The 20,450-nt window shown below is 66.9% G+C and carries 14 protein-coding genes, 2 pseudogenes and 2 other annotated features; of the genes and pseudogenes, 8 read left to right on the plus strand and 8 right to left on the minus strand.

Annotated elements, in window-relative coordinates:
- Window positions 1–265: 265 nt before the first annotated feature.
- Window positions 266–1,239 (plus strand): annotated as a pseudogene (locus tag ACRAKJ_RS26445) (IS5 family transposase); the annotation flags it as partial.
- A gap of 46 nt (window positions 1,240–1,285) precedes the next feature.
- Window positions 1,286–2,523 (plus strand): IS3 family transposase gene (locus tag ACRAKJ_RS26450; RefSeq protein WP_438923508.1). Its coding sequence is split into 2 segments (ribosomal slippage): window positions 1,286–1,565 and window positions 1,565–2,523, totalling 1,239 coding nucleotides; the frame shifts between segments, so codons are not numbered across the junction.
- Window positions 1,561–1,692, plus strand: a sequence feature (AL1L pseudoknot). (Overlaps the previous gene by 132 nt.)
- Window positions 2,524–2,573: 50 nt before the next feature.
- On the opposite strand, the gene ACRAKJ_RS26455 is transcribed toward ACRAKJ_RS26450, so the two are convergent.
- Window positions 2,574–4,814 (minus strand): tetratricopeptide repeat protein, encoded by a 2,241-nt coding sequence (locus tag ACRAKJ_RS26455; RefSeq protein ID WP_438923500.1) that lies wholly within the window; start codon window positions 4,812–4,814, stop codon window positions 2,574–2,576.
- 53 nt (window positions 4,815–4,867) lie between these two features.
- Window positions 4,868–5,851 (minus strand): BTAD domain-containing putative transcriptional regulator, encoded by a 984-nt coding sequence (locus tag ACRAKJ_RS26460; protein WP_438923501.1) that lies wholly within the window; start codon window positions 5,849–5,851, stop codon window positions 4,868–4,870.
- Between the two features lie 224 nt (window positions 5,852–6,075).
- Here ACRAKJ_RS26460 and ACRAKJ_RS26465 point away from each other — a divergent pair, with 224 nt between their 5' ends.
- The gene (locus ACRAKJ_RS26465) at window positions 6,076–6,384 is read left to right on the plus strand and encodes a hypothetical protein (RefSeq protein ID WP_438923502.1); all 309 of its coding nucleotides are present in this window, start codon (window positions 6,076–6,078) and stop codon (window positions 6,382–6,384) included.
- Between the two features lie 17 nt (window positions 6,385–6,401).
- The gene (locus ACRAKJ_RS26470; RefSeq protein WP_438923503.1) at window positions 6,402–7,502 is read left to right on the plus strand and encodes a ThiF family adenylyltransferase; all 1,101 of its coding nucleotides are present in this window, start codon (window positions 6,402–6,404) and stop codon (window positions 7,500–7,502) included.
- Here the strand turns inward: ACRAKJ_RS26470 and ACRAKJ_RS26475 are convergent.
- Window positions 7,487–9,628: an ATP-binding protein gene (locus tag ACRAKJ_RS26475; RefSeq protein WP_447008704.1), complete on the minus strand. Its 2,142-nt coding sequence runs from the start codon at window positions 9,626–9,628 to the stop codon at window positions 7,487–7,489. The two genes, ACRAKJ_RS26470 and ACRAKJ_RS26475, sit on opposite strands and share 16 nt — an antisense overlap.
- A gap of 79 nt (window positions 9,629–9,707) precedes the next feature.
- Between ACRAKJ_RS26475 and ACRAKJ_RS26480 the strand changes: the two genes are divergently transcribed.
- The 3 genes from ACRAKJ_RS26480 (at window position 9,708) to ACRAKJ_RS26490 (ending at window position 14,478) form a co-directional block, all read left to right on the plus strand.
- Window positions 9,708–10,945 (plus strand): IS3 family transposase gene (locus ACRAKJ_RS26480; RefSeq protein ID WP_438927070.1). Its coding sequence is split into 2 segments (ribosomal slippage): window positions 9,708–9,987 and window positions 9,987–10,945, totalling 1,239 coding nucleotides; the frame shifts between segments, so codons are not numbered across the junction.
- Window positions 9,983–10,114 (plus strand) — a sequence feature (AL1L pseudoknot). Its footprint overlaps the gene before it by 132 nt.
- 519 nt (window positions 10,946–11,464) lie before the next feature.
- Entirely contained in the window at window positions 11,465–12,265 is an 801-nt protein-coding gene (locus tag ACRAKJ_RS26485; protein WP_438926963.1) for a hypothetical protein, read from the plus strand.
- Window positions 12,266–12,288: 23 nt separating this feature from the next.
- Window positions 12,289–14,478 (plus strand): tetratricopeptide repeat protein, encoded by a 2,190-nt coding sequence (locus ACRAKJ_RS26490; protein ID WP_438926962.1) that lies wholly within the window; start codon window positions 12,289–12,291, stop codon window positions 14,476–14,478.
- 4 nt (window positions 14,479–14,482) lie between these two features.
- Here the strand turns inward: ACRAKJ_RS26490 and ACRAKJ_RS26495 are convergent, their stop codons facing one another.
- The 5 genes and pseudogenes from ACRAKJ_RS26495 to ACRAKJ_RS26515 form a co-directional block, all read right to left on the minus strand.
- Entirely contained in the window at window positions 14,483–15,520 is a 1,038-nt protein-coding gene (locus ACRAKJ_RS26495) for a hypothetical protein (protein WP_447008705.1), read from the minus strand.
- A 429-nt stretch (window positions 15,521–15,949) separates the two neighbouring features.
- Window positions 15,950–16,834 carry an IS3 family transposase gene (locus tag ACRAKJ_RS26500; RefSeq protein WP_438922728.1) on the minus strand — a complete coding sequence of 295 codons (885 nt, stop codon included), beginning with the start codon at window positions 16,832–16,834 and terminating at the stop codon, window positions 15,950–15,952.
- Complete coding sequence (locus ACRAKJ_RS26505; protein WP_438922727.1) at window positions 16,831–17,124, minus strand: transposase; 294 nt, start codon at window positions 17,122–17,124, stop codon at window positions 16,831–16,833. The genes ACRAKJ_RS26500 and ACRAKJ_RS26505 overlap by 4 nt, the downstream gene beginning before the upstream one ends.
- A 34-nt stretch (window positions 17,125–17,158) precedes the next feature.
- Entirely contained in the window at window positions 17,159–18,682 is a 1,524-nt protein-coding gene (locus ACRAKJ_RS26510) for a hypothetical protein (protein ID WP_438922726.1), read from the minus strand.
- Window positions 18,683–18,815: 133 nt separating this feature from the next.
- Window positions 18,816–19,575 (minus strand): annotated as a pseudogene (locus ACRAKJ_RS26515) (transposase family protein).
- Between the two features lie 405 nt (window positions 19,576–19,980).
- On the opposite strand from ACRAKJ_RS26515, the gene ACRAKJ_RS26520 reads away from it, so the two are divergent.
- Window positions 19,981–20,247, plus strand: coding sequence for a transposase (locus ACRAKJ_RS26520; protein ID WP_438922725.1), 267 nt, complete (start codon window positions 19,981–19,983; stop codon window positions 20,245–20,247).
- The last annotated feature ends 203 nt before the right edge of the window (window positions 20,248–20,450 follow it).

Consider the following 20,450-nt stretch of genomic DNA (forward strand, 5'->3'; position numbering starts at 1 on the left):
CGGAATGACCGGCGCGGGCCGCGGTGGTGGCGGGTGCAGATTCAGGTTGCCGTGCACCACACCGACGGCGGCACCGTGATCGGTGGCGACCAGGTCACCGTGGATACTCGTTGTCACCGCGGTGCTGGCGTCCGGGGTGGTGTCGGGGTGAGGCGGGTCGGCCGCCGACGCGGTGTGCCCGTGGTCCGCGTCGGCTAGGAGCTGTTTGGGGTTCGGATCTAGGTCAGGCCGGGTGGTGTGCTGGTAGGGCTGGTAGAACACGGGTGTGGCGCGTTTTGATCTGGCCGATGCCGAGTGGGCGTTGATCGAGCCGCATGTGCCGGTGGCTGCTACGGGGCCGTTGCCGCGTCGGGTGCGGGATCAGTTCAACGGGATCCTGTGGCGGTTCCGCACCGGGTCGGGTTGGCGTGACGTCCCGGAACGGTACGGGCCCTGGTCGACCGTCTACTCCCGGTTCAACGCCTGGGCCAGGGCGGGGGTGTTCCAGAGGTTGATGGACGCGCTGATTGCCGAGGCCGCCTCCCGCGGGCAGGTCGGGTTGGAACTGGTGAGCGTGGACTCCACGATCGTGCGGGCGCATCACGAATCGGCCGGACTCGCGGTCGCCGGGGAGACCCTCGACGCGCTGGAGCAGGCGCTGACCGAGGAAAAAGGGGCTCCGCTGCCCACCCAACACAGCGTGCTGCGGGTAGTGCGTCGCGGTCCGCGCCTGACGCGTCCGGCGCGGGCACGTCTGCCGGTCGGGACCGTGCCGCCCTCCGGCGGCGTCGCAAGGCGCGGGCTGCGGCGGCCGGGCTCGGCCGGTCCCGAGGCGGGCTGAGCAGCAAAATCCACACCGCGGTCGACGCCGCCGGGCTGCCGTTGGCGTTCGTGCTCACACCCGGCCAGGCCGCGGACGGCCCACAGTTCCAGACCGTGCTGGACCGGATCCGGGTTCCCGGCCCGACTGGCCGACCCCGCACCCGCCCGGACGCGGTGGCCGCCGACAAGGCGTACTCCTCCAAGGCCAACCGGGCCTACCTGCGCCGCCGCCGGATCACCGCCGTGATCCCGGAGAAGACCGACCAGCAGGCCAACCGCAAGAACAAAGGCTCGGCCGGAGGGCGGCCGGTGTCGTTCGATCCCGCGCGCTACCGGCGGCGCAACACCGTCGAACGCTGCTTCCAGAAGATCAAGACATGGCGCGGCCTGGCCACCCGCTACGACAAGACACCACAAAGCTACGAGGCCGGACTGAACCGCCCCGGCTTTGGTGGGGACTCCATTGCTTGTGGAGGATGGAGTCATGGCAGGAACGTCACGGCACTCGGCCGAGGTGCGTCAGCGGGCGGTGCGGCTGGTGGAGGAGCACCGGGAGGAGTATCCGTCGTGGTGGGCGGCGGTGTGCTCGATCGCGCCAAAGTTCGGGGTGACTCCGGAGACGCTGCGCAAGTGGATCAGGCAGGCCGAGGTCGACTACGGCACCCGTCCCGGGACCACGACGGAGGAGTCTGCGGAGCTCAAGCGTCTCAAGCGTGAGGTGGCGGAACTCAAGCGCGCCAACGAGATTCTCCGGTCGGCGGCGACTTTCTTCGCGGCGGAGCTCGACCGCCCCACGCAACGGTGATCGCCTACATCGACGAGCACAGGGACCGGTTCGGGGTCGAGCCGATCTGTCGCGTCCTCCGTCAGGCAGGCGTGGCGATCGCCCCGTCCGCCTACTACGCCGCCAGAACTCGCTCCGCCTCGGCGCGGGCCGTCCGCGACGGGGAACTGCGCGAGGAGATCCTGTCCGTGTGGCGGGAGAACTACCAGGTCTACGGAGCGCAGAAGATCTGGATCGCATTGCGGCACAAAGGAATCACGGTCGCCCGGTGCACGGTGGAGCGGCTGATGCGCGAACTGGGCATCACCGGCGTGGTGCGCGGCCGTCCCCGCCGCACCACGATCCCCGCCAGGGACGGGCGCCGCGCCGGCGACCTGGTCGACCGGGATTTCACCGCCGGGCGGCCGAACGCGTTGTGGGTGGCGGACTTCACCTACGTGTCGACGTGGTCGGGCACCGTTTACGTCGCGTTCATGATCGACGTATTCTCCCGTCGGATCGTGGGCTGGAAGGCCGACACCTCCATGCGCACCGGGCTGGTGCTCGACGCGCTGGAGATGGCGTTGTGGGCCCGCGGGCACACAGGTCACCCGATCGCGGCGGGGTTGATCCACCACTCCGACGCGGGCAGTCAATATACGTCTTTCGCCTTCACCGACCACCTTCTCGCGGCCGGGATCGACGCCTCGATCGGCTCCGTCGGCGATGCCTACGACAACGCCCTGGCCGAGTCGACCATCGGGCTCTACAAGACCGAACTGATCAACCGGCGAGGCTCCTGGCGCACCCGTGACCAGGTCGAATACGCCACCCTGGAATACATCGACTGGTACAACAACCGGCGGCTGCACAGCAGCATCGGGCACCTGGCACCCGCTGAAATCGAGGCCGTCTACTACCGTCAACGCCAGCCAACCCCGGCTGGAGCAGTCAACTGAACGAGTCTCTATCGAACCCGGGGCGGTTCAACCCGTGTGCTGCCACACGCTCAGGCGCTGTCCCGATTGACGCCGGTGACGCCATCGAGATCGTCGAGTTGCTGCTGAACGCGTGCAGCATCAGTACTGCGACCTTGTTCCCGGTACAGCGTCAGTGCCTCTAGCCAGGCCGTGCGAGCCTGGTCATGTTGTCCGAGGGTGACACATGGGTGGCCGATTCGGTCGAGGGTGTCGGCGACCTGATAGAGGTTTTCCGTAGCGCGGTAGAGCGTGAGTGCCGACTGGTAGTGATGCACGGCTTGATGGTGACGGCCGGTGCGATGGTCGATGTAGCCGAGGCTATCCAGAGTTGTAGCCTCGCCACCGGGGTCCAGGAGGTGTCGGTGCAGGGCCAGGGCCTCCTGACAGTACTCGCGGGCGGTATCGTGATCGCCCAAATGGGCGGAGAACCAGCCCACTGCGTTGAGTGCCGCAGCTACCCATACCGGGGTACCGCAGGTGCGGTACAGGTCCAGGGCGTGTCGGGCGTGGCGCAGCGCCTTCCCGTCCGCTCCGCGTTGTGCCCACATTGATGCGAGGGCATGGTGTGTGCCTGCCCGTTGGAGCGTGTCGTCGTGGTGCGTGGCCAGGGTGAGCGCCTGATGCAGGTGGTCGCTGGCCTCGTCGAACCGGCCTAGGGCGGCATGGGCGTGGCCAAGGTAGCGGTGTGCGCGGATGCGGGCGGCAGGGTCGGATAGGTGTTGGGCAGCGTCCAGCGCCGTTCGCCACATGGTCAGGTCGTCGTGGAAGTAGGCCCGCCGCTGGTGCAGGACTGCCACATTCCAGGCGAAGTGCCAGGCGGTGTGGTGGCGGTGATAGGAGGCGGCGGTGCGCTGGGCCGCGATCAGTTGGAGATGTTCGGCCTCCAACCAGGCCATCGCCGCCGACTCGTCGGGCAGCGACTGCGGCACCACGCCAGCGGTAGGCGGCTCTGGCCGGATCGACGCGCCATAGGGATTGACTAGGTGGTGGGCCGTGTAGGCAGTGTGCAGGTAGAAGTCCATCGCGCGCTCCAGTGCCGCCCATCGCACGGACTCCGGGAGGTAGCTAGGAGCGGTGGTGGCGGCGTAGGCGCGGACTAGGTCGTGCATCGCGTACCTGCCGCCCGGTCGCCGTTCGAGCAGCGACGCGTCCTCCAGCGCCGCCAGCGTCCTGCGGGCGGGGCCGTCGGGTAGGCCGGTAAGAGCGGCGGTGGCGGATGGGGTGATATCGGGACCAGGGGCGATCCCGAGTAGGGCGAACACGGTGCGCTGCTGTTCGGTGAGCCGGCGCAGGGACCAGGACAGCACAGTGGGCAGACTCGCGGCCGGGTCGGTGTCGTGGTCGAGCATCTCCAGCCCGAGTTCACGCAGTTCGGCGGCGACCTCGGCCAGCGGGGTGTCGTGGCGGCTGTCGGCGGTGCGGGCGGTGATCGACAGGGCCAGCGGGTGGCCACCGCACAGCCCGATCAACTCGTCCACGGCCTCGGGTGCGGCGGCGACGCGGTCGTGGCCAAGTCGATCAGCCAGCAGGGCACGGGCCTCGCCGCAGGTGAGGACGCCGAGAGGCAGGTGGCGGGCGCCGTGCCGGTCGATCAGCGAGGCGAGCCGGTGGCGGCCGGTGACCAGCACCGTGCAGGTGGGTGAGCCGGGCAGCAGGGGAACGACCTGGTCACCGGTGGCGGCGTTGTCCAACACGATCAGCATTCGACGCCCCGCGACCAGGCTGCGGTACAGAGCAGCCTGCGCGTCGAGGTCAGTTGGGATACGGCCAGGGTCGACCCCCAAAGCGTTGAGGAACCCACGCACCGCCGCCGCTGGCTTCACCGGATCGCCCGCAGCACTGAAACCATGTAGGTCCACGAACAGCTGGCCGTCAGGGAACTGGTCGAGGTTGCGGTGTGCCCAGGCCAGCGCGAGCCAGGTCTTGCCGATGCCACCAGCCCCGCCGATCGCCGACACCAGCACCGTCGCCCCCGCGACAAGGGGACCAGTTGGCCGGCCAGCGGGTGCCGGTCCCGCCGCGCGGGCGTGCGGTCCGTCCGGCGCGGCGGTACGGGTGAGGACATGATCCAACCGGGCCAGTTCCGTGGTCCGGCCAGCGAACAGTCCCGGTGCGGCAGGCAGCTGCCGCGGCACCACCGGAACTAGCTGCGGTGGTGCGGCGTGCAGGTGCACGTTGCCGTGCACCACGCCGACGGCGGCGCCGTTATCGGTAGCGGTGATGCCACCGTGAGTTCCTGTCGTCATCACGGTTCCGACGGCTGGCGCCATGTCGAGGTGGGGTGGGCTGGGCGCCGACGCGGTGTGCCCGGAATCCGGGTCGGCTACCGAGGGTCTCCTGACTCCCTCGGTGGTGAGGTGTGTGGTGGGTGGATGGTGAGGTGGTCGCCTGTGGCGGCGCCGATGGTGATACCCCACGCCGCACCGTTGACCCCGCCGTGGATGGTCGTGCTGCGATCACCAGCCTGATCGGCACGGTCGCGACCGACCCCAAGGGTCTTGCCTGCGGTACCGGGATCGTCGGATGCGTCGTCGGGGTCTGGGGACGTGCTGTGCAGGGTTGGTATGCTGGGGCCGGGTGGATAGGCGGCAAGGTGGTGGAGTCGGGTCTGAGTGGTGGCCGAAAGTCCGGTGCCGCCGCTAAGCTCGCGCATGCGGGTGACGATGTGGTCCGCCCAGATGGTGATGTCGATGTGTCGTCCGGTGCGGGCAAGTGCCTCCGCGCCGAGGAGCAGGAGCCGTTCGTCGTGGACGATGTCGGTCTCCAGGGAACCGAGCTGGGGTGGGATCTCCTGGTGTCGGTCGCGTTCGAGCAGCAGCTCCCAAAAGGTGACCAGGGCGGTGCGGCGGTGTGCGTAGGCGTGGTGGCGGAAGGTGTCCACCCACCGACGACGCACGTCCTCCAGCGGAGTCCCGCGCCACAGCCCGAGGGCCTCGTGGAGCCGGTCGGGATCGCGACGCGCACCTGCAACATGGGCCGCGCGGAGGAAGCGGTGGTAGTCGATCGTGTCTGGGTCAATGTCGAGCAGGTAGGCGTTGGCACCGGGCTCATGGCGTAGCCACGCCCGCTCACCACCCGCTTCTTCCATGGCATCGCGAATGTAGGTGACGTAGCGAGTAAGGGTTTCCGCCTTGGGCTCGCTGCGGCCTTCCTCGCTCCAGATTCGGTCGAGCAGGGTCGTGACGGGTACGGGTCGGCCGACGTCGACGGCCAACAGGCCCAACAGACACCGCTCCGCCGACCTGGTCAACGTGATGACGTCGTGGTCGTTGTGGATCTCGACGTTGCCCAGTATCCGGATCTCCACCCGTCCCCCCGGCTGTAGCCCCTTCTTGGGAGCGCAGTCTGTCGAGATTCGCACCGCCGTCCAGCCGATACGACGGTGCTGCACTCGTCCGTAACGCGGGTCCACCCGGATGGGGCAGGAGCCGTCGACGGTGCGTGGCGGTTTCACACTTCGGGTTCAACCGAGTGGTGTCCGACAACTGCGGACACCACGGCGGACACGATTCCCACCCATTTGGGGTAGCGATGTCCGTCCCGGTGTCGCGGACGCCGTCCGGGGATCTGTCGCGTGCGTTCGCCGATGCTGATTCCAGTCCCGGCACACGGGATGCGAGGTCGGAATCGGAGATCGACGTCATGAGCGGCTTGGGTGGCTACGGCCATCACCTACCGGATGCGTACCAGGCGGAGCAATTCCACTGCCGGGTCTTACTCCGGGAGGGTGTGCGCGGCGTGGTGCCGGCTCCTTGGGCGGGGAGGGAGGTGGCTGTGGTGATCGAGTTCGAGGATGTGGTGTGGCAGGAGTCGTTCAGCGGCGCTCAGTCCGGCGGTTGATCAGAAGGAGGGTGTTGATGTTTCGTCCACGAATCAAGTTCGAACACCGGCCCGTCCGCTACGGCGAGGACCGGATCAGGATCGGGGGCGACGTGGTCGGTGTCGCCTCGGAGATCAGTGACCCGGAAGGGTGGGTGTGGACGTTGCTCAACACCCTCGACGGCACGCGCACGGTGGACCAGGTCGTCGCCGACCTGGTCCACCGCTACCCCGACCGGTCGCAGGAGCAAATGCGGCAGGCGGTGGACGACCTGGTCACGACAGGGTACGTCTACGACGCCGCCGCACCTCCACCAGAGCGGGTGATCGGCACGGGGTTGGATCGGTACGACCGGGGAATGATGCTGTTGCGGTGGATGGACCGCACTCCCGGCCGCAGCGCCTGGGACGCGCAGTTGCTGCTGCACCAGGCGCGGGTCACCGTGGTCGGGGTCGGTGGTGTCGGTGCCGAGGCGGCGTGGGCGTTGGTCGCTTCCGGTGTCGGGAAGGTGCACTGCGTGGACGGGGACGTAGTGGAGCGGTCCAACCTCAATCGGCAGGTCCTCTACACCGAGCACGATCTGGGGCGGTCGAAGGTCGATGCTGCGGTGGAACGGCTGCGGCAGCACAACGGCGAGGTCGTGGTCACCGGTGAGCACCTGATGATCAACGGCTCGCAGCAGTTGGAGGCCCTGGCGGCGGATTGCGATGTGCTGCTGCTCGCCGCGGACACGCCAGGTGAGATCCGGTCATGGGCCAACCGGGCATGTTTGGTGACCGGGACGGCGTGGGTGCACGGCGGCTACTTTGGCCCGCAGGTCCATATCGGACTGTACCGGCCAGGAAGCGGGCCGTGCGCAGACTGCGGCCGCACCGCCCGGTTGGAGCGTGATGCCAGGTTGCCTCCGCTGACCTCATGGACACCGGCCCGCAGTCAGACGCCTCCGCACGCGGCGAACGCGGTGACCGCAGGGATGACCGGATTATTGGCGGCCCACGCGGTCACCAGCCTGATCACCGGCGCGCCCGCACTGTCGGTCAACCGGGAATACGGGCTGAACCTAATAACCCTGCGCGAACACACGGTCGGGTTGGATTCACCCCGGCCCGACTGCCCGACCTGTTACGGGCTGCTCTGATCCGCTGCTCCGGCTTCCAGCGCGCGAAGCCGGAGCAGCACCTGCTCCGCCTGCGGATCCATCAAAGTGGTCAGCACCGCTATCGCCTCCTCCAGCTTCTGCCGGGCTTGCGCTGGTTGCCGGAGGTACTCGTGAGAGGTGGCTGCGGTCTCGCACAGTGGCGCGACCAGGTACTCCATCCCTCCTACCTCCCGGCACGACTGCAATGCCTGCTCGCACAGCTCCAACACACGGCGATGTTCACCCAATTGCTGCCAGGCGACCGCCATCGCCTGCAGGGCGTGTGCCTCGCTCGCGGGATCGGCCGCGCGACGCAATACCAGCTCGCGCTCCGCGTGTACTAGTCCTTCCCGTGGCCGTCCGGCGGCGGTGTGGATCGCCCCCAGGTTGCCCTCTACCACTGCCTCGGTGCGCACTTCCCCCGCCTGGCGCGCCAGCGGTAGGGCTTCGGTGTAGCAGGCCAATGCCTGCCCGTAGCGTTCGTGCGCCCTGTGCAGATAGCCCAAGCCACACCACGCATCCAACTCACGGACCGTATCGCCCACCCGGCGCGAGACCTCCAACACCTGCATAAAATCGGCTTCGGCCTGCGCCCACAGTCCCATATCATGATGGGTGTTGCCGCGGCGGATCAGCAACGACAACTCCGAGGCATCGTCGCCAGTTGCCTGTGCGGCCGACAATCCCAGCGTCTCCGCCTCCAGCCGCAACGGCCACCACGACTGCGGACGCAACGTCACGAACCGGTACGCGCCAGCCAGCAGGATCGTCTCTTCCCACAACCGGTCCTGGTGGGCGATGCGCACCGCCGACATCATCGTAGGCAACTCCGAGATCAACCACTCCATCGCCGCCGCGCGGTCGAACTCCGGCACCCCACGAGCCCTGCCTCGCAGCGCCAAGGGCGAATTGCCGGGAAACACGACCCGGTCTGCCACATCGGCGACTGTCGCGTACCAGCCGATCACCCGTTCCACAGCCTGTCGCCGCTCCGGCCCGGAATCGTCGGCATCTGCCCGCCCCGCCGCGTAGGCGTGCGCCAAGTCGTGCAGCCGGTACCGCCCCACCCCGACCGGCTCCACCAGATTCAGATCGGCCAAGTCCTCCAACAGCCGACGGGCCTGCGGCATCGGCCAGTCCGACAAGGCTGCCGCCGCACCCTCGCTCAGTTCGACTGTGGGATGCAGGCCCAGCAACCGGAACAGGCGAGCCTGCTCCGGTGACAACCGTGCATACGACGCGTCGAACACCGCCCGCACCGCAGTCGAATCATCCCCCGACACGCTCAACCCCTCCACCCTGCCCCTCTGCCCGGCGATCTCGGCCACCAACCCCGCCACACCGCCATGCCTACGCCCCGCGACCCGACACGCCGCCACCCGCAACGCCAACGGCAACCCGCCACACAACGAAACCAACGACGCGATCGCCTCCGACTCCACCCGAGCACGCTCCTGACCGATCACACCCTCCACCAACGCCACCGCATCCTGAGCGGGCAGCACCCCCACCGGCAGCCGTACCGCACCGTCGGAGACCGCCAACCCCGTCAACGCCGCACGCCCGGTCACCACCGTCACACACCATGACCCCACAGGCAGCAACGGCCTCACCTGGTCCGCCGACACAGCGTTGTCCAACACCACCAACACCCGCCGCGACGCAGTCAACGACCGATACAACCCGACCTGCGCCTCCTCAGCCGCGGGCACAGCCTCCGCCGAAACCCCCAACCCTTGAAGAAACCCTGCCAACACCGCCGATGGCGCCAACGGCGCACTCGGCCCGTAACCCCGCAGATCGGCGAACAACGTCCCGTCGGGAAACCGCGACTCGGCACCTCGCGCCCACCGCACCGCCAACGACGTCTTCCCGACCCCACCCATCCCCTCCAACACCACCACCGACGGACCATTCGGCTCATCCGACGACCCGCCCAGCGCGCTGTCCACCGCCGCGAGCTCGACGGCCCGGCCGGTGAAGTCCCGGACGCCAGCTGGCAATTGCCGAGGTACCGGACCCCGTGGCGTCGGAAGCACCACCTGTCCGATGCTGCCCGCCTGCACCACCACACCCGCCACGGCCGTTCCCGCCAACGAGTTCGACACACCCATCCCGTCCGTCACCCACCACAGATCCCACAACCGGTACCGATGAACCGCCCCGGCTTTGGTGGGGACTCCATTGCTTGTGGAGGATGGAGTCATGGCAGGAACGTCACGGCACTCGGCCGAGGTGCGTCAGCGGGCGGTGCGGCTGGTCCAGGACCATCGGGATGAGTACCCGTCGTGGTGGGCGGCGGTGTCCTCGATCGCGCCGAAGTTCGGGGTGACCCCGGAGACGCTGCGCAAGTGGATCAGGCAGGCCGAGGTCGACCACGGTGCCCGTCCCGGTACCACGACCGAGGAGTCCGCGGAACTCAAGCGCCTCAAGCGTGAGGTGGCGGAACTCAAGCGCGCCAACGAGATTCTTCGATCGGCGGCGACTTTCTTCGCGGCGGAGCTCGACCGCCCCACGCAACGGTGATCGACTACATCGACCGCCACAAACAGGAGTTCGGGGTCGAGCCGATCTGTCGTGTCCTGCGTGGGGCAGGCGTGGCGATCGCCCCGTCCACCTACTACGCCGCCAGAACTCGCCCCGCCTCGGCGCGCACCGTCCGCGACGGGGAACTGCGCGAGGAGATCCTGTCCGTGTGGCGGGACAACTACGAGGTCTACGGGGCGCGCAAGATCTGGACCACGTTGCGTCACAAGGGGATCACGGTCGCCCGGTGCACCGTGGAGCGATTGACGCGCGAACTGGGCATCACCGGCGTGGTGCGGGGCCGTCCGCGCCGCACCACGATCCCGGCGAAGGACGGGCGCCGCGCCGGCGACCTCGTCGACCGGGACTTCACCGCCGGACGGCCGGACGCGTTGTGGGTGGCGGACTTCACCTACGTGCCGACCTGGTCGGGAACCGTCTACGTCGCGTTCGTCGTCGACGTGTTCTCCCGCCGGATCGTGGGCTGGAAGGCCGACACCTCCATGCGCACCGCGCTGGTGCTCGACGCGCTGGAGATGGCGTTGTGGGCCCGCGGGCACACGGGTCACCCGGTCACGGCGGGGTTGATCCACCACTCGGACGCGGGCAGTCAATACACGTCTTTCGCGTTCACCGACCACCTTCTCGCGGCCGGGATCGACGCCTCGATCGGCTCGGTGGGCGATGCCTACGACAACGCCCTGGCCGAGTCGACCATCGGGCTGTACAAGACCGAACTAATCAACCGACAGGGCCCCTGGCGCACCCGTGACCAGGTCGAATACGCCACCCTGGAATACGTCGACTGGTACAACAACCGGCGGCTGCACGGCAGCATCGGGCACCTGGCACCCGCCGAAGTCGAGGCCGTCTACTACCGTCAACATCAGCCAACCCCGGCTGGAGCAGTCAACTGAACGAGTCTCTATCGAACCCGGGGCGGTTCACCGACGCACCACCGCATCAACTGGAGTCCACCCGGTCGGCTCACCCACCCGCGACACACATCCTCCTGGCCGTCGATCGATCGACGGCCAGGAGGATGTGGAAGCATCGGATAGCACACCGGTTGTTGACCCACGGCTGCTGAAGCTACGGCGCTACCAGCCGGTCGGATGGTGGAGTACAACCGACGGTGCGATCGACACGCGAGATAGACCACGTCGCAGCCACTCACAACGCCATCGGCAATCTCGCGAACACCGATGTCCACCGAGCGCGTTCGGTGACCAACGATCACCGCCGAACAGCGGACCGGAGTGGTGGCATACCCACCAGTCGGGTGGACTCGTGCAGCCGATTGAGCGATTGGTGCGCCAAATAGCACGTAATCCACCCTCACCGGTCGGTAGAACGGGGGTTCATCGGCGCACCACGCGGTTCTGCCCTCGGGGGTCGACATGACGGGTACAGGTCGGCACGCGGTCCACCGCACGATGGTCCTTTTCGACGTGGAGGGTTCCAGCGCCCCCGACCGGACGCTGACTCACCAGTTCGGCACTCGCGCGGGGCTGTACGCGGTGGTCGGAGAGGCGTTGGCGGCGGCCGGAGTGCCTTGGGACGCCTGCTACCACGAAGACCGCAGCAACGGCCTGCTCCTGCTGATCCCGCCGGAGCATCCGAGGGCGCCGCTGGTTGAGGCGCTGTCGGGAGCGTTGGCGCGGACGATGCATGGACACAACACCAGCAGCCCCGACGCCTCCAGGGCACGACTGCGGCTGGCGGTGCATGCGGGTGAAGTCGCCATCGACGAAGACGGCGTCACCTCCACATCACTGACCACGGCGTTCCGGATGGTCGACGCGCCGCCGTTGAAGCACGCCCTGGCAGATGCGCCCGGTGTGCTAGCGATGATCGTGTCCCAGGTGGTGTTCGACGAGGTAGTGCGGCACTGCGCCACGTTGGACGCGGCGACGTTTCGGCCGGTCGAAGTGACGGTGGGCGGGATCCGCGACCTTGCTTGGATCACCGTGCTGGATCGCCCCTACGAACCCGACCCAGCCGGGCTCGATCGGCGACCGACGGATTCTGTGTCGTCCACCCTCATGCGAGGTGGACGCGCCTCGCCCGTGCCCGACACCGACGACACAGAACTGCCCGGTGTTCCTGGGCCTCGTGCCGTGACCATCGTGGGCGGCGTAAATGGAGCCGGGTCAGGCATCACGATCGGCGCCGCCACGGGCGACCACTTCGCCCTCGGCGCACCACCGGCAGGCGACTCGGAAAACCCCCAGTAGCCGACACGGGGAACGGGCACACCGTGTCGGCACACGAGCCCGAAGCCACACCACCCACTGGCACGCAGACGGTCACACGGATTCACGGCGCCCTCACCGCCACCGACAACAGCACCTCCATCGGAGCGGTTCACGGCGGCCTGCACCTACACCAGTCACCACCCTTACCGCGCATACCTGCCCCGCGGCAGCTCGGTCCCCGACCGACGGCGTTCGTCGGCCGCGTCGACCAGCTCGCCGCGCTCGACCGCGCTCTCACCACCGATCCTCACACCGGGAACGGCGAATTCCGAACCGGCGACGCGGCGGTGATCTCGTCCATCGGCGGCACCGGCGGCATCGGCAAGACCTGGCTCGCCCAAACCTGGGCCCACGACAACCTGCACCGCTTCCCTGACGGGCAACTCTCCACCGACCTGCGTGGCTTCAGCCCTGGCCAGCCTCGTGCGCCGATCGACGTGCTGGGCGACTTTCTCGACGCCCTCGGCATCGACCGCGATAACCAGCCCAACGACCTGGAAGCCCGAATCGGGCTTTACCGCACCCACACCAACGGCAGACGCCTACTCATCCTGCTCGACAACGCCGCCCACGCCGATCAAGTCCTGCCGCTGTTGCCCGGCGGCACCACCTGCACCGTCTTGATCACCAGCCGCGACCAACTCCACGGCCTCATCGCGCGCCATGGAGCACGCCCTGTTCACCTCGACACCCTCACCGACGCCGAGGCCCACACCCTGCTCACCACCGCCCTCGATAACACCCCCACCACCTCCGAGACCGAACGCGCGATCACCGAACTGATCGGCCTGTGTGGCAGGTTTCCCCTCGCGCTCGGGCTGATCGCCGCCCGAATCCGCACCGATCCTCATCTGCTGTACGACCTCGCTGCCGAACTACGTGAACTCGGCCTGGATGCCCTCGACTCTGGCGACTCGCACGCCAGTCTGCCTACCGTTCTGTCTTGGTCGTTGCGCTACCTCACTAAACAACAACGCGCTCTGTTCGAGTTGCTTGGCATCGCCCCCGGCCTCGACGCCTCGCTGCCTGCTGTCGCCTCTCTCGCCGGACAACCCTCACGGGAAACTCGTATAATGCTACGCGCCCTGACCGATGTCTCGCTGGTTGCTCATCTTCCCGGCGACCGTTACTCAATGCACGATCTGGTACGCAGCTATGCCACTACACGCGCCAACAGCCTGCCCCAAACGGATCAGCTTGTAGCACTGCGACGGATCGTCGACTTCTATCTCCACACCGCATATACTGCAAGCCGAATCCTAGAGCCCAACGGTACGACAATTCAGCCAAATCCTCCCGCTTCCGATGTCCAACATTACCCGATGACCGACCACTCCACCGCGATAGCCTGGATGGACGCTGAGCATGCTTGCGTTTTGGCTTCCCAGCGCACCGCCTTTACTTATCAGTGGAATGACATTGTGATTCAGTTCGCTTGCACGCTAATCGGGCTCCATTCTCGGCGAGGACACATACTAGACGATCTCGCTTCGTGGAAAGCAGCCTTGAAGGCCGCCGAACTCTCGTCCAGCATCGATGCTCACATACTGACCCATAGAGGACTCGGCTTCGCCAACGCACAGGTAGGAGGACACAATGAAGCCATCCGACATTTGAACGAGTCCCTCTCCATCGCTCGACAGCGAGGTGATCGAGCTGAGGAAGCTCATAGCCAGCGTGTCCTCGCTTGGGTGTGGGCAATGCAAGGCAACGGTCGTCGAGCGCTGGAACACTGCCGACTCGCGCTTGGGTTGTATCGCACAGTCAACCTGCCTACAAGGGAAGCGAATGCCCTTAATGACCTTGGTTGGTTCGCCGCCCGCTTGAAAGACTTCGACACCGCGCGCGCCAACTGTCTGGCCGCTCTCGCTATGCACCGACAGCACGGAAGTGCTACCGGCGAGGCATCGACATTGGACAGCTTGGGATACATAGCACACAGCACGGGTCGTCATCACGAGGCCATCGAGCACTACAAGGGCTCCATTGCACTTCTCGTAGCTAATAGCTTCAGCGCGCACGTCTCCGATATCCTCGACCGACTTGGCCATCCTCACGCCGCATTAGGTCAACACAACGAGGCTCGGCGAGCATGGCAGCAAGCCCTGATGCTCTATCAAGAGCAGGGCCGGACCGCCGATGCCGAACGCATCCAACAGCAGCTCGACGACCTCGACACTGTCATTCGTTGATTGCTCATCCGGACTCAGCGTTGCGCACTGCCTGCCCCAATAAGTTGCGTTGCCGCAAGGAACCAGCCATCTTCACCAAGAAGCCCGGCCGTTCTTGATCGAACGCGACCGCCCAGTCATGAAATCGAGCCATCTGAAAAGATGGTGCCAGTTGCCACATGCCGTCTTTGATCACCGTAGATGTCTGGTCCGGCATCGTTTCACCGATAAACGTCAGCAGACGTTCCAAGTCACTCAGCAGTGGTAAGGCGGCTCGCAGCCGACCCGGTTCAGCGGCGGACGCGGTCAACAGGAATCGATTAACCGACCACTTGCGACGGCGGAACGCCGTGTCCATGACGGTCAGCAGCGCCTCAGCATCAAGAGGACCACCCGTCCGGCGTTCAAGCGCCTTCCAGGCCACCGATTTACCACGAGACTGCCCAGGCAGAACTGCAATGGCCCCGACGACGACTGCCACCCACTGCCATGGGTCCACCTGCCGTTCCAGCGCGTCGTCGAGCGGCAGGTTGAACGCCGTGAGCGCGGCCAATGACGCGACGCCAGCCGCAGCGAGTCCACGTCGCCAGGTCAGTTGGGGCCGTATAGAACGCCAACGTTCCAAAACTCGGTGTGCTGATGGGTCGTCGAACAGGAGCCGCAACGCCGTGCCCTGCGGCAGCGGTTTCACCGCCGAACCGCCTTCGGTAGCCAACACCATGAACATCGCCGCGGGCCAGGTGATGACGCAGAACAGCAGTGGGCGCATAAAAGCAACCCACTCCCCGACCCAAATGTCCTGCGCGAACTGCGTGACCGTCCCGATCGTCAGCAACCCGCCGAGCCCCACCACGAGCCAGAAAAGCACTTTGCCGACCACTTCCGCCGCTCGTGCAGGAACGAACCTTCCCGGTCGAGCGCTCAGCACCAGGTGTGCTACCGCCACAACCAGGCCAGCGACGCTGAGTAAGTCGGGGCGGCCAGCGCGGACCTGGGCGATCCCGAAGAACACGAGCATCCCGATCGCGGTCCACCTCGCCACCTCACCCAGTGCTGTGATCATCCGGCTAGTGCCGTCCCCTCCAGCGCGGGTCGCGTCAACCAGCGAAGTGAGGAGTCCCGACCTCGCCACGTGAACCATTAGACGCAATCGCTCCGGACCGCTGAAACCTGCTAGGAAATCGCCGTAGGCACCTGCCTGCTTGACCGCAAGCCTGCGGAGATTCGCAGGTAAGGCGACGACGTACCACAGCAGCTCAGTACGACAGTCTGGAGACGCCAGCGGCAGCATCCGAATCCCGGAGTAGCGGGCCGACGCGCCGCCGGCGAGGATCGCCCGACGGATGGTGGCGTCTACGGCCGGCTGCGCTGCAAGAGGCAGCACGAGCGGTCTCCCGGTTAGGCTGTCACGGAGCACGGTCAGAGCGAAGAGTTGTGACAATGGCCAGCGGAAGTCACCTTGAGGTTGTCCCCGATGACCGGACACCGGATTTCATGCCACGAGAGTGAGACCTTGACGATAGCCGATGCGGGCTTCGTGCGGGGTGCGGTAGCCGAGTGTCGAATGTAGACGGTCGTGGTTGTAGTAGCCCAGGTAGGCGAACACGTCCCTGCGGGCGTCGTCGCGGGTGTCCCACACCGTTGTGCCGATCTCGGTCTTGAGGGTGGCGAAGAACGATTCCGCGACCGCGTTGTCGAAGCACGACCCGGTCCGCCCCACCGATGGCCGGATGCCGTGACCGGCGAGGGCGGAGCGGAACAGTCCGGAGGTGTATTGCGAGCCGCGGTCGGCGTGAAAGGCCGCGCCGTCGCCGGTCAGGCCGCGTCGGACGGCGAGGTCGAGGGCGTCGCGGACCAGCTCGGCGCGCATGTGGTCGGCCATCGCGTGCCCGACGACCTCGCGGTTGTGCAGGTCTATCACCGTGGCCAGGTAGAGCCACCCCTCCCGCGTGGGCAGGTAGGTTATGTCCCCGACCAGCCGCCTGCCCGGGGCCGGGGCGGTGAAGTCGCGGCCGATCAGGTCCGGTACCGGCGCCGCGACTGCATCAGGCCTGGTCAGCGACCTGCGGCGTCGGCGGGTGAGACCGACGACCCCGCGCTCGCGCATGACCCGCCCGACCCGCTTGTGGTTCACCCGACGGCCTCGGCGGCGCAGCGCGACGACGATCCGCGGACGCCCGTAGGCGCCCCGGTGACCCGCGTGCACCTCGGCGATCTCGGCGGCCAACTCCTCGTCCGCCTTCGCCCGCTCCGCCCTGGTCGGGGCGGCGGCGAGCCACTCGTAGAACCCGGGGCGTCGCACGCCCAGGACCCTGCACAGCCGGGTGACGCCGAAGACGGCGCGATGTTCGGAGATGAACCGGTAGCTGCGGGTCAACGACCCATCTCCCGTGCAAAATACGCGGCCGCCTTACGCAGGATGTCCTTCTCCAACTCCAACTCGGCCACCCGCTTGCGCAGTTCCCGCAGCTCCTGGCGCTCATCGGCCGACACACCGCCCACCGGCGCAGCGACCTGGGCCTGTTCGGCGGTGCGGACCCAGTTGCGCAGCGTCTCGTGGTTCACGCCCAGCTCACGGGCGACCTGCCGCAACGGCCGGTCCGACGAACGGGCCAGCTCGACGGCGTCCCTGCGGAACTGCTCGGGGTACTTCGACTTACCTGACACGGAGGACATCCTTCCCCCAGAACGCTGTCTGGGATCAAGGCGTCCGGTTCAAGGGGACAACCTCACCTGGTACCAGTCCGTCTGCTCTGGCAGTGTCGAGCTGGTGGTCTTGAACTCGGCGCGCGAGCCGCGTGATGAGCTCGTCCCGCACGGCTCCATCGGGGCTTCGCAACGCGGCCACCAACATCGCACGCCCATCAGCATCGTCCAGGAGCGCGTCAACGTCGATCTCCGGGTTCTGCCGCAGGACGTAGCGGGCGGCCAGGTGAGCCTGGGTAAGTGGGCTCCGGAAACGGAATGTCGTTCCCTCGAATCGACCGAGGTCAGCCACGACGACGGCCGCTACGCTATTGGCACCGACAGCTGCGTTCGGATCGACGATCAGACGAAACGCCGCCTCTTCCGCGTGCGCCACTCTCGCGGCAAGGTCTTCGCCGAGGTACCCTGCCAGATCAAACCGGGACGCAAGGAAGCCGTCAATCACCTCCTTCCGGGATTCGCCCCGGAATGGCGCCGTCGCCCAGTACGACGCGAGGCCGCTGAACAAGGCCACTTCCCGCCGCAGCTCGACGAACTCCGGATCGGTGTGCAGCCGGTCGAGCAGGGCCGCATGCGTCGATATCGTGATGCCATGGCGCTGCAATAGTCGCAAGCTTGACAGCGCCGTCAGCTCGCCGACCGCGAGGACGACGTCAGCGTTCGGCGGTGGCGTGCGCATCGCGATCACGGCCCGGTCCCGGTGCCTGGTGCGCAGGAACTCTCCGACCGCCGCCGCGTACTTTGCTGCCTGGTCGAGGGTCAGATCGTCGCCGATGTCGAACGCGAACAGCCACCGGTGGCGGCCGGTCCTGTCGTCGAGGTACTTCCCGAGCTTCTCCCCCACCACGGCGTCGTCGAATCCTTCAGTAAGATGCCGCCGGATCGCGCCCACGGTGATGCTCTCCAACGCGCGCACCTCGACATACACCACGAGGTCCCGCGGCTTGCGCCGGTGGAAGGACCGCCGGCACCAGTCAAGGGCGAACCGGCGGAGCACCGCCGTCTTGCCCGACCCGCGACCGCCGCACAGGAACGTCACTCCGCCAGCGACAAGCGTCGAGACGGACAGGCTTCTCGGCGGCCGTCCTACAGGCTCGTCCATGCGCCGCACGCCGAGGTCGACCTGGTGCCGACGATCGATGCGATCACGCCGCTCGCTCTGCTCGATCCGGAGTTCGACCGCCGCGAGCACCTCCTGCATGTCGTGCCGGTCGATGCTGGGGGCAAGCAGGACGACCGTCGCACCGATGATGCTGAGCACCACCCCGGCAGCAGCCAGTGCTGCGAACTTCACGCCGGTTCCCGCGAGCGGCGATAGGTCCTGGGTGTACAGCGGCACCGCCGCCATCGCCACCGCGAAGAGCCCCAGGATCATGCAGGTCACGCCGACCGTAAGGCGCAAGACGCCACGCTGCACCCGACGTTGCTGCACGACGGCGACCATGGTCACCACAACGGTCGCCAATCCAGACAGGGCGGCGACCAACCAACCCACTACCCCAATCAGCGTTTCCTCCATGCCCTACCCATACATGATCAACGATGGCGGCCGCGGCGGCCGCTCAGCCGTATTTCGAATCGCCATCCCCAAGCGTTAGCGATTCCACGTGACCGCTGCCGGGGGATCCGCTATCAGTGAGCCCTTTCCAACCTCATCCAGCGTCGAGGTGAAGCGTGAGGACGGCTCTGGTCAGGTCGGTGGTGCGGGTCGTGAAGCAGCGGAGTCTGCGCAGCAGCCGCCAGGCCTTCAGGATCGAGACGGATCGTTCGCCGAGGGCGCAGATGCGGGCATGTGAGCGGTTGACAGCCTGCTGACCGGGCGAGAGGTTGTGCCACTTGCCGCGATAGGGCACGCGGATTGGACTGCCGGTTCCCCGGCAGGCCTTGTCCGCCCAGCATGGGATGGCCGCTCCGGCCAAGGCGTCCACGATGCCGTGGGCGCGGGCCGAGGTCAGATCGTGGGCCGCGCCTGGCAGTGTGGGCGAGGTCCAGAGCAGTCGCCCGGCCGGGTCGGCGAGGACTTGGACGTTCATGCCGTGGCGTTTCTGTTTCCCGAGTAGTACGGCCGGTCGGCGGCGATGCGGTCGATGGGCAGCAGGGTGCCGTCGGGGATGACGTATGCCTTGCGTGTGGCGACTTTCAGCGCGTCGGCCAGGTCCGGTGCCAGTGCCGCCAGGAGTTGGACAGCTTCGTGGATGTAGCGGCAGACAGTGGCCAGGCCGACGCCGCCCCCGCGGCAAGGCGGCTGTAGGTGTCGCCGCGACGCAGATGCGCCAGCACCAGCAGGGCTTGGCGTCCGGGAACCAGCCTGCGCCACCTGCTGCCGATCCGGCGCCGGTGCGTGGTCAGTTCCCGGGCCAGGAACTGAAGGTGTGAACTGGACAGGTCGATCGCTGATAGGCGGACAAGCACTCGAAGCTCCTGGCGATGGCCTTGCTCATGGTCGAGAAGTCATCTACCAGGAGCTTCGCAATGCTGCACCACGGTCACCGCCCACGCCATCAGATCGGAAAGGACTCAGTGATGGATTTGCTCTACAGGCTCGGGGAACGCAGCCGCATGTCGTGGCGGAAGAAGCCATGGAGCCCACACCTACAAGCGACTACAGTTAAGTGCGCCCGGTGGCGAGACGCCGCGTCGAAGCAGGCAGCTCTCGATCCGGGCCCGGATGATCCGGCCATCGCCCTCTCCGGAGAAGGGTGCAACCTGACGTCCGCCGGGTTCCGCACCGCTCCCGGCGGAGACAGCAAGGCAGCCTCGCGCCAGCTAGGGCGTGTCTGACGGATCTTGATGTTGAGGTCCGGCAGAGTTCCGGTCATGGGCAAGCAATTGATGCCGGATGCGGCGTGGGCGGTGCTGGAGCCGTTGTTGCCGGATCATTCGCCGCGTCGGGGTGAGCGGTGGCGTGATCACCGTCAGGCGATCGAGGGCATCGCCTACAAGTACCCGGTGGGCGTGCCCTGGCGGGAGGTGCCGGAGCGGTTCGGGCCGTGGCAGACACTCTACGAGCGGTTCGGCCACCGAACTCGTGATCAACCTCAAGCGCACGACCCACGAACTGCTCCCCATCGACTTGAGCGGTGAACCCACCACCGTCGAACTCATATCGCATGTGGAAATCGGCGAACTGATCGACCGCCGACCACAGAAGGCGCTGAATCACAGCATGACGAGCACAACCTTTTGGAAATAAACTGACCAGCAGAGCACAAATTTGACACGTGCATGATGCCGCCCGCCTGGGCTACGGTGACCAGGTCGCCCTCAACGGCGAGCGAGTCGAACAA

This window comes from Saccharothrix sp. DSM 118769 (genome assembly GCF_052936295.1).